Here is a 14,428-nt window from a genome sequence, read left to right on the forward strand (position 1 = left end):
CGGGAGTGAGGTGCGATGAACTTCTGGGACTACCTGGGCGCCCGGCACCAGCAGCTGCTCGCCGACGCCTATCAACACGCGAGCGCCGTCTTCCAGTGCATGGTCCTCGCGACCTTGATCGGCATCGTCATCGGCATCGTCTCGTACCGCAGCGAATGGGCCGGGAACCTGGCGACGACCGCCACCTCGACCATCCTGACCATCCCCTCGCTCGCCATGATCGGTCTGCTGATCCCGATCGTGGGGCTCGGCGTCGCACCGACCGTCATCGCGCTGACCCTGTACGGGCTGCTGCCGATCGTGCGGAACGCGATCGTGGGCCTGCGCGGCGTCGACCCGGCGCTCATCGACGCGGCGAAGGGCATCGGGATGTCCCGGACCGCCCGCCTGTTCAAGGTGGAACTGCCGCTCGCCTGGCCGCCGATCCTCACCGGGATCCGGGTCTCCACGCAGATGCTGATGGGCATCGCCGCCATCGCCGCGTTCGCCTCGGGCCCCGGACTCGGCAACGAGATCTTCCGCGGCATCGCCTCCCTGGGCAGCGCCAACGCGCTCAACCAGGTGCTCGCCGGAACGCTCGGCATCATCATCCTCGCCCTGCTCTTCGACGCCGCGTACGTCCTCATCGGACGGCTGACCATCCCGAGGGGGATCCGTGCCTGAGACCACGACGACCGCGACGACCGAGCCGTCCGGGGCCCCCGAGGCGTCCGGGGCCAGCATCGAGCTGGAGAACCTCACCAAGCGCTATCCGGGCTCCACCGACCCCGCCGTGGACAGCGTCAACATGGAGATCAAGGCGGGCGAGCTGATCATCTTCGTCGGCCCGTCCGGCTGCGGTAAGTCCACGACGCTGAAGATGATCAACCGGCTGATCGAGCCGACCGGCGGGCGCATCCGCATCGGCGGCGAGGACGTCACCGACATGGACCCGGTGAAGCTGCGCCGCAAGGTCGGGTACGCGATCCAGTCCTCCGGGCTCTTCCCGCACATGACGGTCGCCCAGAACATCGCGCTCGTGCCGAAGATGATCGGCTGGTCCAAGTCGAAGATCAAGGCGCGGGTGGAGGAGATGCTCGACCTGGTCGGCCTCGACGCCGCCGAGTACCACGGCCGCTATCCGCGCCAGCTCTCCGGCGGCCAGCAGCAACGCGTCGGCGTGGCCCGGGCGTTGGCGGCCGACCCGCCCGTCCTGTTGATGGACGAGCCGTTCGGCGCCGTCGACCCGATCACCCGCGACCACCTCCAGGACGAGCTGATCCGGCTCCAGCACGAGCTGCACAAGACGATCGTCTTCGTCACGCACGACTTCGACGAGGCGATCAAGCTCGGCGACCGGATCGCGGTGCTCCGCGAGAAGTCGCACATCGCTCAGTTCGACACCCCGGAGGCGATCCTCACCAACCCGGCGGACGACTTCGTCTCCGGGTTCGTCGGCGCCGGGGCCGCTCTCAAACGCCTCAACCTCACCCGCGTACGCGACGTGGAGGTCACCGACTATCCGACGGTGCACGTCGATGACCCGCTGCAGGACATCTTCAACAAGCTGCGGGCGGCCGGCACGAACGAGTTGCTGCTGCTCGACAGGCGAGGCCGGCCCTACAAGTGGCTGCGCCGCGGCGACCTGATGCGCGCCAAGGGCTCCCTCGCCCGCGCGGGCACCCTCGTGCACGACACCGTCACCCGCGACGCCACCCTGCGCGACGCCCTCGAAGCGGTCCTCACCGACAACGCGGGCCGCGTCGCGGTGACCGGGCGGCGGGGCGCGTACGAGGGCGTCGTCGACATGGAGACGCTGATGAACTCCGTGCACGAACTCCTGGACGCCGACCGCCTCGAAGCGGTCGAGCACCAGCACGAGCTGGAGGAGAAGCGCGCCGAGCAGACGCACCTCGAGCAGGAGGGCTCCCAGGGCGCCGGCGGGGAGGCGAAGGCGTGAGCACACCGTCCCGAAAATCGCCTCCGAACGGCGCGCGCCCCGAGGGCGAACACGAGGTCAAGGGCCTCGCGTTCCGCGACGAGGGCCAGGGCGAGCAGGAGGCACCGCCGCCCTCCCCGCCCGCCCGGAAGGAACCGTCCCGCATCACCTGGAAGAAGCTGACGTTCCTTCCGGTGTTCCTGATCCTCGTCCTGCTCATCACCTGGCTCTGGTTCCGCAACGCCGACCTCGACACGATCTCCGAGAACGCCATCGCGGGCGGCAAGGTGTGGAAGGCGCTGCGCCAGCACATCAGCCTGACGGTGATCTCGACGTTCTTCGTGCTGATCATCGCGATCCCGCTGGGGATCCTGCTGACCCGCAAGATGTTCCGCAAGGCGACCCCGTTCGCCCTGGCGATCGCCAACATGGGCCAGGCCACCCCGGCCATCGGCCTGCTCGCCCTGCTCGTCATCTGGCTGGGCATCGGCGAGAAGTCGGCCCTGATCGGCATCATCATCTACGCGATCCTGCCGGTGCTCTCCAACACCATCGCGGGCCTGAAGGCCAACGATCCGACGCTCCTCGAAGCGGCGAAGGGCATCGGGATGTCGCCGATGGGGGTGCTCAGCAAGGTCGAACTCCCCCTCGCCGTACCGCTGATCCTCGCGGGCGTGCGCACGGCGCTCGTCCTCAACGTCGGTACGGCGACGCTGGCCACCTTCGGCGGTGGCGGCGGGCTCGGCGTCCTCATCACCACCGGGATCACCAACCAGCGCATGCCGGTCCTGATGCTCGGCTCGATCCTGACGATCGCGCTGGCCCTGCTCGTCGACTGGCTGGCCTCGCTGGCCGAACTGCTGCTGCGCCCGCGCGGGTTGGAGGTGCGCTCATGAGGTCCTTCAACCCCGTGAAGCCCATGAAGTACCGCGTACGTGTGGCGGTCGCGGCGAGCTGCGGGATCGCGCTCCTCGCGAGCGGCTGCGGACTGACCAGTGGCAGCCCGCTGGTCGACGATGTGCAGCCCGGCTCCGTCGGCAAGGGCAAGCCCCTGGCGGGCGCGGACATCACCGTCACGTCCAAGGAGTTCACCGAGCAGCTGGTGCTCGGCGCGATCATGGGCATCGCGTTCAAGGCGGCCGGCGCGGACGTCCTCGACCGGACCGGCATCCAGGGCTCCATCGGCGCCCGCGAGGCCATCAAGTCCGGTGACGCCGACGCCATGTACGAGTACACGGGCACGGCCTGGATCACGTATCTCGGCAACTCGGACCCGATCACCGACCCGCAGAAGCAGTACGAGGCCGTGGCCAAGGCCGACAAGAAGAACGGCATCACCTGGCTGCCGCAGGCCGAGCTCAACAACACCTACGCGCTCGCCATGAACGACGCCAACTTCAAGAAGTACGGCACCAAGACGCTCTCCGACGTCGCCGCGCTCGCCAAGAAGAACCCGAAGGCCGTCACGCTGTGCGTGGAGAGCGAGTTCGCCAACCGGGCCGACGGTCTGCCCGGCATGCAGAAGGCGTACGGGATGAATCTGCCCACCGCCAACATCACGCAGATGGACAGCGGCATCATCTATACCCAGGCGTCCAAGGGCAGTTGCACCTACGGCGAGGTCTACACGACCGACGGCCGGATCAAGGCGATGCACCTGAACGTCATGGAGGACGACAAGAAGTTCTTCCCGAACTACAACGCGGCGCCCTCGATCAACACCAAGGCGCTCAAGAAGTACCCGGCGATGGCGGACATCCTGGAGCCGATCACGAAGAAGCTCAACAACACCGTCGCCCAGGACCTCAACTCGAAGGTGGACGTCGAAGGGCAGGACCCGCACGACGTGGCGAAGGACTGGCTGGTGAAGGAGGGCTTCGTCAAGGAGTGAGTGTCCGGTCCTTCAGCGTCAGCACTCCGGGACCGTGCCCGAGCCCTTCTCCATGTTCGTCAGCGCGGTCATCGTGCCCTTGAGCGTGCTCACCGAGATCAGCTTCATCGAATCCGGTGCGGAGGCCTTCGCGTCCGAGCACTCCGCCTTCGGTACGAGGAAGACCGTGGCGCCGTCGCGGTCGGCGGCCTGCACCTTCAGCGAGACGCCGCCGACCGGGCCGACCTTGCCCTTGGCGTCGATGGTGCCGGTGCCTGCGATGGACTTCCCGCCGGTGAGGTCGCCGCCGCTGCCGTCGCCGTCCAGCATGTCGATGATGCCGAGGGAGAAGAGCAGTCCTGCGCTCGGGCCGCCGACGTCGCCGAGCTGGAGGTCGACCTTGATGTCCTTCGAGGACTTGCCGAGATAGGACAGGGCGGCCTCGGTGGCGGCGTCCTGCGAGCCCTTCATCTCCTGCTGGTTGTGCTGCTCGACCTCCTTCGTCGAGTCGCCCGACGGGTACACCGCGTCGCGCGGCATGACCGCGCGGTTCTCGGCGAACCAGCCGTCGAGTACGTCGCTGAGGTGCACGGAGGCGTCGGGGCCCGTCGCCACGATGGTCACCGCGCGCAGCTTGCCGTCCGTGGGGCGGGTGGGGGCGCCGCTGATGTCGATGACGGGTTTGCCGTCCGACTTCCCGAGCACGTTCGTCGTGGGCCCGGGCTGCGCGACGGAGAACGGCAGCGGGGCGAAACCCGCTACCGCGAGGAGGGCGACGACCGGAGCCGCGCAGGCGGCGATGGCAACGGGGCGGCTGAGGCGATTGAGCACGGGTTGACTCTAACGTGAGGGCGTTTCGGCAAAATCCAGCCCCGCCGACGATTGAGGCGCGGGGTCCGGGGCGGAGCCCCGGAGCGCAACGCCGTCGCCGAGGGAGTTACCGGAGCGCGTCCGACACTTCGCGGGCCGCGTCCAGGACCCTGGGGCCCACCCGTTCCGGGACGGAGTCCGAGAGCATGACCACGCCCACGCTGCCCTCCAGGCCGGTCACGCCCAGCAGTGGCGCGGCCGCGCCGCTGGCGCCCGCCTCCAGTTCGCCGTGGGTGAGCGTGTAGCCGGACTCGGGGAGCACGCCCTGGCGGGCGCCGAGGATGGCGCGGCCCGCGGCGCCCCGGTCGAGCGGGTGGCGGAAGCCCGTGCGGTACGCCACGTGGTAGTCGGTCCAGGTCGGCTCGACGACGGCCACGGCGAGGGCCTCCGTACCGTCCACCAGGGTGAGGTGGGCCGTCGCCCCGATGTCCTCGGCGAGGGAGCGCAGGGCGGGCAGCGCCGCCTCGCGTACCAAGGGGTGGACCTGGCGGCCGAGGCGCAGGACGCCGAGTCCGACGCGGGCGCGGCCACCCAGGTCGCGACGGACGAGGGCGTGCTGTTCGAGGGTGGCGAGCAGGCGGTAGACGACCGTGCGGTTGACCCCGAGCTTGTTGGAGAGCTCGGTGACGGTCAGGCCGTGGTCGGTGTCTGCGAGCAGTTTGAGGACGCGCAGTCCCCGGTCGAGCGTCTGGGAGGTCTCCGCGGTCACGACGCCCACTCCTTAGTGGTGAGGGACGACGGTCTCTGCGCGGGGGTCGCGTCACCTGTCCCGTGGGCGACGCGCGTCAGAGGCCGCCGGTCGGTGATCAGGCGCTGGGCTGCTTACGGCTGTCATTGGACGCACCGGCTGCGCTCCGCGGCGGCTCTGCCACGGGGCGTGTGCGTTGCCCGGAATGTAGCGAGGTCGTCCCGCTGAGCGGAAGACTCCGTCCAGAATCCGGGCAGCCAACGGCCGGAGATGTGCGCGATTGCCCGCACTTGATCCCCATGTCACTTCATGCGGGTGGCCCATTCCTGCACCTTGGCGATGCGCTGGCGCAGCTGTCCGCCGGTCGCCTCCGCGCTCGGCGGCCCGCCGCACACGCGGCGCAGCTCGGTGTGGACGACACCGTGCGGCTTCCCGCTCTGATGCACGTACGCGCCGACGATGGTGTTGAGCTTCTTGCGCAGCTCCATCAGCTCCTTGTGGGAGACGACGGGGCGGCGGTCGGCCGGCAGCTCCAGGAGGTCGGCCTCGCTGTCCGGCTTCTTCTTGCTGTGCGAGATCTGGCGGGCCTGGCGCTTCTGGAGGAGCATCTGCACCTGGTCGGGTTCGAGGAGGCCCGGGATGCCGAGGTAGTCCTGCTCCTCCTCGCTGCCGGGGTGCGCCTGCATGCCGAACTCGGCGCCGTTGTACATGACCCGGTCGAAGGTGGCCTCGGACTCGAGGGCCTCGAAGGAGAACTGCTCCTGCTCGCCGGTGTCCTCGTCCTGCTCCTTGTTCGCCTCGTCCATCTCCTTCTCGGACTCGGCGTAGGGGTCCTCCTCCTCGTCCTTCTTCGGCTTGTCGAGGACGTGGTCGCGCTCGACCTCCATCTCGTTGGCGAAGCCGAGCAGGTCGGGGACGGTGGGCAGGAAGACGGAGGCCGTCTCGCCGCGCCTGCGGGACCGTACGAAGCGGCCCACGGCCTGCGCGAAGAAGAGCGGGGTCGAGATGGTCGTGGCGTAGACGCCGACCGCGAGGCGCGGCACGTCGACGCCCTCGGACACCATGCGGACGGCGACCATCCACCGGTCGTCGCTCGCCGCGAAGTCGTCGATCCGGTTCGAGGCTCCGGTGTCGTCGGAGAGCACGACGGTGGCCTTGCTGCCCGTGATCTCGCGGATCAGCTTCGCGTACGCGCGGGCCGATTCCTGGTCGGAGGCGATGACGAGGCCGCCCGCGTCCGGGATGCCCTTCCTGACCTCGGTGAGGCGGGCGTCGGCGGCGCGCAGCACGCTCGGCATCCACTCGCCGCGCGGGTCGAGGGCGGTGCGCCAGGCCTGGCTGATGGCGTCCTTGGTCATCGGCTCGCCGAGCCGGGCCGCGATCTCGTCACCGGCCTTCGTGCGCCAGCGCATGTTGCCGCTGTACGAGAGGAAGATGACCGGCCGCACGACGTTGTCGGCGAGCGCCTGGCCGTAGCCGTACGTGTAGTCGGCGGACGAGCGCCGGATGCCGTCCCTGCCCTCCTCGTACTGGACGAAGGGGATCGGGTTGGTGTCGGAGCGGAACGGCGTACCGGTCAGCGCGAGGCGGCGGGTGGCCGGTTCGAAGGCTTCCAGGCAGGCCTCGCCCCACGACTTCGAGTCACCGGCGTGGTGGATCTCGTCGAGGATGACGAGCGTCTTGCGCTGCTCGCTGCGGTTGCGGTGCAGCATCGGCCGCACGCCCACACCCGCGTACGTGACGGCGACGCCCTGGTACTCCTTGCTGAGCGGACCCGCGCTGTACTCGGGGTCCAGCTTGATCCCTATCCGGGCGGCCGCTTCGGCCCACTGCTTCTTCAGGTGCTCGGTCGGCGCGACCACGGTCACCTGCTGCACGACGTGGTGGTGCAGCATCCAGGACGCGAGGGTGAGCGCGAACGTGGTCTTCCCGGCGCCCGGGGTCGCGACCGCCAGGAAGTCGCGCGGCTGCTCCTGGATGTACCTGTCCATCGCACCCTGCTGCCAGGCACGCAGCTTGTTGGCCGTGCCCCAGGGGGCGCGGCCGGGGAAGGCGGGTGACAGGTGGGCGGACGAGGCAGAAGGAGTGGTGGATGTAGTAGTCACGGTCTCCGGTTACTCAAAGCTGGACGGCACGGCTACGTATGACAACCGGGCCACCCTACCGGTGCCGAGGTTGACGGGCGCGCTGGGCGAGGCCGGGGACGGCGTGGTTGGGACGTGTGTCACAGATCAACTGGCGGCCCGGAGCGTCGACTTCCACGTCACTTCTACGCGGAGTCAGGGCTACGTCACCGGTGCGCACGCAGCCGGGAGGCCACCCATACGCCCACGAGCGCGACGGCCGCCATCGGCAGGAACACGGCGACGAACGCGGCCGGATGCGAGCCCCCGGCCCCCTGTGCGACACCGTGCTCCGCGGCCCCCACCGCTCCCCCGCCGAGCGCGGCGAAGGCGGCGCCGCCCGCGGCGAGCAGCAGCGCGTTGGAGAGGCCGTCGGAGATCTGCAGCGCGGCGGAGTTCGTCCCGGCCTCCTCGGGCGCGGACAGCTGAAGCAGCAACACGGACGTGGACGAGATCACGAGCCCCATCCCCAGGCAGCCGAAGGCCCAGGCGACGGCCACCGTCCACACGGGCACGGCCGGGATCAGCACGCTCGGCGCGACGGCCACGGCCGCGGCGACCAGCACCATGCCCCCGGCGACGAGCCGCTCCCGGTACGGCTCGACCCGCGGCCGGGACTGCAGCCACGAGCCGAACGCCCAGGTGCCGCCGCCCGCGGCGAGCGAGAACCCGGCGAGGGTGGGACTGAGGCCCCGCTGCGTCACCAGCATCAGCGGCACGAACGACTCGGCCGCGATGAACGACCCCGCCGCGATCCCGCGCAGCAGCACCACGGACGGAAGCCCGCGCGCGGCCCGGTACGTGCCGCGCGGCAGAAGGCCGAGCACGGACGACACGAGGAGGGCGACGCCGACGGCTGCGGGCAGCAGGGACAGCGGCCGCAGGTCCTGGGCGGCGTACTGGAGGAGGCCCGCGCCGAGGGAGATCCCGAGGGCGAGGCGGATGCGCCGCCGGTCGAAGCGCGCGGGCGCCGTCCCCTCGGGCGGCCCGCCGGCCCGCCGCCGCACCTCGGGAAGCGCAAGCGCGAGCGGCAGCACGACGAGCACGGGGATGCCGAGGAACACCCACCGCCAGCCGATGTGCTCGGTCACGGCCCCGGCCGCCAGCGGCCCGACGATCGACGGCACGACCCAGCTCGCCGCGAACGCCGCCATGATCGCGGGCCGCAGCCGCTCCGGGTAGGCGCGGCTGACGACGACGTACAGCCCGACGATCACGAGCCCGCCGCCGAGCCCCTGCACGGCCCGCCCAGCGATGAACATCCACATACTGCCCGCGGTCCCGGCGAGCAGCAGCCCCGCGGCGAAGGACCCGATCCCGGCCGTGACGGGGCCCAGCGGCCCGCTCCGGTCGGCCCACTGCCCGGCGAGCACCATTCCGAACAGGCTGGTCGTGAAGAAGCCGGAGAACGCGAACGCGTACAGCGACACCCCGTCCAACTCCCTTGCCGCGACGGGCATTGCCGTCCCCACGGCGGTCGCCTCGAAGGCGATGAGCAGCACGACGGTGACGATGCCGATGCTGAGCGCGCGATAGGTGCGGCCGAGGACACCTTCGGTCTCTGAGGGGACGGTGCGGGCGGGGGCGTCGTCAGTGACGTCTTCGAGGGCGGCCATGCGGTTCAGAGTAAGGGGCGTAGGGGGCGCTGACCCCTGTCCGGAGACGGGTTCTCGGGTCGTCCGTTGGTCGTAGGTCGGCTTGGTGTGTGAACGGCGTATGGCAGTCACATTGCAGGGCGCCGGGAAGCCTTGAGGACGGTGATCACGTGCCCGTAGCGTGAGGCGCAGCTTGGCCGTGTGCCCGAGTGGCTTAGGGATTCGCCTGCAAAGCGAAGCACACCGGTTCGATTCCGGTCACGGCCTCCACGCACGAAGGGGCGCCCCGCATGAAGCGGGGCGCCCCTTCGTCGTGCACGGGGTACGGCCTCAGCCGGTCGCGTCCGCCACGACCGTTCCCGGAGCCGGCGCGTCCGTGACCACCGCCGCCTGCGGCCTGATCGGCAGCCGGTTGACCGGGCGGCCGGTCGCCGCGCGGACCGCCGAGGCGATCGCCGCCGGGGACGCGACCACGGGGGCCGCGCTCGCGGACTTCGCGCCGAAGGGGGCGATCACGTCGCGCTCCTCGACCAGGTTGACGATGTGGATCTCGGGGGCGTCGAGCGAGGTGGGCAGCGCGTAGCCGGTCAGGTCGGGGCGGCGGACGATGCCCTTCGGGGTGCGGAGGTTCTCCGTGAGGGCCGCGCCCACGCCCTGGGTGACGCCCGCCTCGATACGGGCCGCGAGTTGGGCGGGGTTGAGGATGCGGCCGACGTCCTGGGCGACCGCGAGTTCGACCACGCGCACCGAGCCGAGCTCCACGTCCACGTCCACCACCGCGCGGATCGCGCAGAAGGCCATGCCGACGAAGGCGTCGCCCTGGCCCGAGGCGTCGAGCGGCTCCGTGGGGTGCGGGCGGCACTGCGCCGTGGCCCACAACTCCTTGCCGTCCATGGCCTCTTCGACGGTCGTCGAGAGCACGCCGTCGTAGGACGTGATCTTGCCGTCCGCGATCTGCAGCAGCTCCGTGGACATGCCGAACTTGTGCGCCAGGGGCTGGAGAAGCTGGGTGCGGACCATCTTGGCCGCCCGCTCGACCGCTCCGCCCGACACCCATGTGTGCCGGCCCCGGCAGCCGGGGCCCGCGGGCGGCTGGTCCGTGTCGACCGGCGCCACGTGGACTTCCTCGACGCCGAGCGTCTCCTGGACGATCTGGCGGGCGAGCGTGGCGAAGCCCTGGCCCGTCTCCACGGCGGCGCAGATGACCGTCGCGACGCCGCCCTGGACCTTCACCGTGGCCGTGGAGACCTCGTCCGTGCCCTCCGCGCCCAGCATGTGCACCATGCCGATGCCGTAGCCGACGCCGCGGCGGATCGCGGCCGGTTCACCGACGCCCTCGGGCCCGCCAGGAAGGAGCCAGTCCTCCTCCGGCGAGTCCTTGGGCAGCGGCGGCAGCGGGAAGTCCCTTACGGAGGACAGCAGTTCGGCCACGGGCGCCGGGCACGTCACCGTCTGCCCCGTCGGCAGGATGTCGCCGGTCGCCAGGACATTGCGCAGGCGCAGTTCGGCCGGGTCGACGCCCAGCTTCTTCGCGAGCTTGTCCATCTGCGCCTCGTACGCGGCGCAGACCTGCAGCGCGCCCTCTCCCCGTACGTGTCCCGAGGGCGGGTTGTTCGTCCGTACCGCCCAGCCCTCGATGGAGGCGTGCGGCACTACATAGGGGCCGCAGGCGAAGGAGACCGCCGCGGCGAGCGCGTCGGACGACGTGTCCGCGTACGCGCCCGCGTCCAGCAGGATCTGGGCCTCCACCTTGACCAACCGGCCGTCCGCGTCAGCGTGGTGGCGGTAGCGCAGGAGGGTGGGGTGCCGGTGCGGGTGGCCGAGGAAGGACTCCTCGCGGGACGCCGCCAGCTTGACCGGGCAGCCGGTGTGCAGGGCGAGCAGGCCCAGCGGGAGGTGGAAGCTCGGGTCCTCCCGGTCGGCCGTCGCGCCGGGCACGCCGGTGACGACGACCTTCACGCGCTCGCGCTCCAGGCCGTAGCGGGCGGCGGCCAGATCACGGTCGCCGTGCGGGTCGGTGGAGGCGATGTACAGCTCGACGCCGCCGTCGGGGCGGGGCACCGCGAGGCCCGCCTCGGCGCCGATCGGCGCCGGGTCCTGGCGGCCGATGCGGTAGAGGCCCTCGACGATGACCTCGCCCGCCGCCTCGGGGTCGCCGTGCTGGAGCGGGATGTGGCGGATCAGGTTGCCGTCGGGGTGCAGGGGCTCAGCGCCGAAGGACTGCTCGGGGTCCGTGACCGGGTCGAGGACCTCGTACTCGACGATGATCGCGGCCGCCGCCATGCGCGCCGTGTCCGGGTGGTCGGCCGCCACGGCCGCGAGGGCCTCTCCGTGGTGACGCACCACTTCGGAGGCGAACATCGGGCGGTCCGACGCGCGGTGTCCCGCCAACGGGCCGCCGGGGACGTCCTCGTGCGTGACGACCGCGAGGACGCCGGGCATCTCGCGCGCGTGGCTGGTGTCGATGCTCACCACGCGCGCGTGCGCGTGCGGGGAGCGCAGGATCGACGCCCAGAGCAGGCCCTCGGCCCACAGATCGGCGGCGTACGGGAACGTGCCCTCCGCCTTGGCGTGCGCCTCCGCCGAGGGGAGCGACATGCCGAGGCCGTGCGGGAAGCTCTCCGCTTCCGGAGCGGCGGGGGCCGTGGAGGTCGTGGCCGTCTCGTTCGTCATGCCTGGCCTCCGTCCGGGAAGTCCTGCGGGTTCTGGGGGTTCTGGAAGTCCTGGGGACGCGGGACGTCCGCCGGGTGCTGAAAGCCCTGGGGACGCGGGAGGTCCACCGGGTTCTGGAAGCCCTGAGGGCTTTGGAAGCCCTGCCTGGCCTGGCCGCTCTGCGGCTTCGCGTCGACCTGGATGTCCTCGGCCGCCAACGGGCCCGCCTGGCGCGGGATCAGCGGCTCTTCCGCGCCGCCCTCGGCCGACGGGGCCTCGCTCGCGGCGTTGGCCGCCGCCCGGCGCTCATCGGCCACTTGGCGCACCGCGTCCACGACGCCCCGGTAGCCGGAGCAGCGGCACAGGTTGCCGCACAGCGCCTGGCGGGTCTCCAGGGCGGTCGGGTTCGGGTTGCCCTCCAGGAGGTCGTGCGCCGTCATCGCCATGCCGGGGACACAGAAGCCGCACTGCACCGAACCGCACGCGGCCAGCGCCCGCTGCACGTCCGAGGGCCGACCGTCGGTGGCGAGACCCTCGACCGTACGGACCTCACTGCCCGCGGTGGTCGCCGCAGGCACCAGGCAGGAGGCCACGAGGCGGCCGTCCACCTGCACGTTGCACGCGCCGCACTCGCCCTGCGAGCAGCCGTCCTTGGCCCCCGCGAGCCCGAGCCGCTCCCGCAGCACGTACAGCAGCGACTCCCCGATCCACGCGTCCGTGACGGGCCGGTCCGCACCGTTGACCCGCAGGACGTAGCTGGCGAGGGGGTGGTCGTCGTGAAGCATGGGCCGAGCGGAAGCCTCGTCGTCCGGCACCTCCGGGTCGGCACCGACCTCAACCTCGGGAGCCTCCGTGGCGCCGTCGACCTCGGGAGCCTCCGGGACGGCGTCGACCTCGACCTCGGGAGCCTCCGGGGCGACGGCCTCGTGGCCATCAGGGGCCGCCGGCACATCCAGCTCTACCGGCGATTGAGCCGCAGGGTCCGGCGCATCAGCGCTCGGCACATCAAGCCCTGCCGACGCCTGAGAAGCAGAGTCCGGCAATTCAAGCCCCGCCGGCGATTGAGGCGCGGGGTCCGGGGCAGAGCCCCGCGACGCAGGCCCGGTCGGCCGCTCCGGGGGGACGAGCGAAGGCCCCGCCTCAACACCCGGTACCGCCGCGGCAGCACCCGGTACCGCCGGGGCCTCCGGCTGCGCTGCCCACGGCGCAGACGCACCACCCGGCAACGTCGCGGGCGGCATGTGCCCACCCCACTGCTGAGCCATCGTGGAGGCGGTGAACTCACCCGATTCGTCCGGGAGTTCCCCCCCGGCCAGCGGAATCGACCACTGCCCGGTCTGTCCGTGATGAGGCGCCTGCTCCACGGGCTCGGCCGCGACGGACTCCGCCCCACCGCCAGCGGAACCCGGCCCGACCAGATCCTGCGGCAGCACCCACACACCGGTCGCCGCGGGATCGGTCGCGGCCGCACCCGTGGCCGGGCTCACCGTTATCGGCGGCGGCACATAGCCGTGACCCGGCGCCTCCAGCGGCGCCGCGTCCGGGAAGCCCTCGGGGGGCAGCTGCACAAAGGCCGTGGCGTCGGAGTCGTACTCACCCTGGGGTACCGGCTCCCAGCCGTCGGGTCCGGGGTACTCGTTCGTCACGACAGCGCCCTCCCAAGTGCACGTCGGGCCAGCACGGCGACGGTGCGCCGCAGATGCAGTACGGCGGGCGGCAACTGCTGCTGCGTGCCGTCCGGCGCGGGGTCCGGGTCGGGGACGCAGGCCGCGGCGACGTATTCGCCGAAGGCGTGCACGGCCTCCGGCACGAGGGCGCCGCGATTGCCGTCCCAGTCGATGAGCGAGGCCACCCACTGCTCGGCCTCGAGGGGCCGCAGCGGCATCGGCGCGATGGCCCCGACGGCGCAGCGCACCCCGCGCCGCGCCGGGTCGAGGACGAGCGCGACGGAGGCCATGGCGCGGCCGGGCCCTGTGCGCCCGGTCGCCTTCAGGAAGACCTGCGGCGCGTGCAGCAACGGGACCCGTACAAATCCGATCAACTCGCCCGGAGCGAGCATCTCCATGCCGGCCAGCAGGTGCGAGACCGGCACTTCGCGTCTCGCGCCGCCCGGCCCCGCGATGATCAACGTGGCTTCCAGCGCGGCCAGTACGGGCAGCGTGTCGCCCGCGGGGGCGCCGGAGGCGATGTTGCCACCGAGCGTGGCAGCGTTGCGGATCTGGGGCGGGCCCGCGGCGCGCGCGGCGGCGGCGAGACCGGGGATGAGCGCGGCGAAGTCGGGGCGGCCGATGCGCGCGTGGGTGAGGCCCGCGCCGAGCAGCGCGTTGCCGTCCTGGTACTGCCAGCCACGGATCTCGCTGATCCGGCCGAGCCCGACGAGGGCGGCAGGGCGCAGCCCCCCCGCGTTGACCTGGGCCATGAGGTCCGTGCCCCCGGCCACCGGTACGGCGGCGGGCATGGCGGCGAGCGCCGCGACGGCCTCGTCCAGCGAACCCGGAAGTACCGCGGCTTGTGTCGTCGCCTGCGGTGCGTGCGTGGTCAAACCGGCTGCCCCTTCCCGATGTCCGGCCGCGTGCCTGGCAACGGCGCCGGTCCCCGCGTGGTCCGCGCGTGACCGCCGTTCCCGCCGTTACGCCTGTTCCGCCGTACGGTACGTGCTGACAGGCCGGACGTGGCAACTCTGGCACATCTTCCTTCCGGCCCGGAGAGGGG

Annotated in this window: 11 protein-coding genes and 1 tRNA gene; 5 read left to right on the forward strand and 7 right to left on the reverse strand. The window is 71.5% G+C overall.

Annotation, left to right across the window (positions count from 1 at the left end):
• Window positions 1-15 precede the first annotated feature (15 nt).
• Genes OHA73_RS17925 through OHA73_RS17940 form a run of 4 tightly spaced genes read left to right on the forward strand, consistent with a single transcriptional unit; the run spans window position 16 to window position 3,809 of the window.
• Complete coding sequence (locus tag OHA73_RS17925) at window positions 16-663, forward strand: ABC transporter permease (protein WP_266710829.1); 648 nt, start codon at window positions 16-18, stop codon at window positions 661-663.
• Entirely contained in the window at window positions 656-1,939 is a 1,284-nt protein-coding gene (locus OHA73_RS17930) for a betaine/proline/choline family ABC transporter ATP-binding protein (RefSeq protein ID WP_323179533.1), read from the forward strand. Before OHA73_RS17925 ends, OHA73_RS17930 begins: the two co-directional genes overlap by 8 nt.
• On the forward strand, window positions 1,936-2,814 hold the full coding sequence (locus tag OHA73_RS17935; protein WP_266710831.1) for an ABC transporter permease: 879 nt from the start codon (window positions 1,936-1,938) through the stop codon (window positions 2,812-2,814). The genes OHA73_RS17930 and OHA73_RS17935 overlap by 4 nt, the downstream gene beginning before the upstream one ends.
• Before the next feature lie 23 nt (window positions 2,815-2,837).
• Window positions 2,838-3,809, forward strand: coding sequence for a glycine betaine ABC transporter substrate-binding protein (locus tag OHA73_RS17940; RefSeq protein ID WP_327658482.1), 972 nt, complete (start codon window positions 2,838-2,840; stop codon window positions 3,807-3,809).
• An 18-nt stretch (window positions 3,810-3,827) separates the two neighbouring features.
• Here OHA73_RS17940 and OHA73_RS17945 read toward each other — a convergent pair whose 3' ends face one another.
• The 4 genes from OHA73_RS17945 to OHA73_RS17960 form a co-directional block, all read right to left on the reverse strand.
• Window positions 3,828-4,619: a S16 family serine protease gene (locus OHA73_RS17945; protein WP_266710833.1), complete on the reverse strand. Its 792-nt coding sequence runs from the start codon at window positions 4,617-4,619 to the stop codon at window positions 3,828-3,830.
• Between the two features lie 106 nt (window positions 4,620-4,725).
• On the reverse strand, window positions 4,726-5,367 hold the full coding sequence (locus tag OHA73_RS17950; protein WP_266710835.1) for an IclR family transcriptional regulator: 642 nt from the start codon (window positions 5,365-5,367) through the stop codon (window positions 4,726-4,728).
• A gap of 281 nt (window positions 5,368-5,648) precedes the next feature.
• Window positions 5,649-7,451, reverse strand: coding sequence for a DEAD/DEAH box helicase (locus OHA73_RS17955; protein WP_266710837.1), 1,803 nt, complete (start codon window positions 7,449-7,451; stop codon window positions 5,649-5,651).
• 185 nt (window positions 7,452-7,636) lie between these two features.
• Window positions 7,637-9,085 carry an MFS transporter gene (locus tag OHA73_RS17960; RefSeq protein ID WP_327655535.1) on the reverse strand — a complete coding sequence of 483 codons (1,449 nt, stop codon included), beginning with the start codon at window positions 9,083-9,085 and terminating at the stop codon, window positions 7,637-7,639.
• A gap of 174 nt (window positions 9,086-9,259) precedes the next feature.
• Here OHA73_RS17960 and OHA73_RS17965 point away from each other — a divergent pair.
• Window positions 9,260-9,334 (forward strand) — tRNA-Cys (locus OHA73_RS17965).
• A gap of 60 nt (window positions 9,335-9,394) precedes the next feature.
• Here OHA73_RS17965 and OHA73_RS17970 read toward each other — a convergent pair.
• Genes OHA73_RS17970 through OHA73_RS17980 form a run of 3 tightly spaced genes read right to left on the reverse strand, consistent with a single transcriptional unit; the run spans window position 9,395 to window position 14,258 of the window.
• Window positions 9,395-11,737: a xanthine dehydrogenase family protein molybdopterin-binding subunit gene (locus tag OHA73_RS17970; protein ID WP_266710841.1), complete on the reverse strand. Its 2,343-nt coding sequence runs from the start codon at window positions 11,735-11,737 to the stop codon at window positions 9,395-9,397.
• Complete coding sequence (locus OHA73_RS17975) at window positions 11,734-13,362, reverse strand: 2Fe-2S iron-sulfur cluster-binding protein (protein WP_327655536.1); 1,629 nt, start codon at window positions 13,360-13,362, stop codon at window positions 11,734-11,736. The genes OHA73_RS17970 and OHA73_RS17975 overlap by 4 nt, the downstream gene beginning before the upstream one ends.
• Entirely contained in the window at window positions 13,359-14,258 is a 900-nt protein-coding gene (locus tag OHA73_RS17980) for an FAD binding domain-containing protein (protein WP_266710845.1), read from the reverse strand. Before OHA73_RS17980 ends, OHA73_RS17975 begins: the two co-directional genes overlap by 4 nt.
• Window positions 14,259-14,428 lie beyond the last annotated feature (170 nt).

It is taken from the genome of Streptomyces sp. NBC_00483 (assembly GCF_036013745.1).
Classification (GTDB): domain Bacteria; phylum Actinomycetota; class Actinomycetes; order Streptomycetales; family Streptomycetaceae; genus Streptomyces.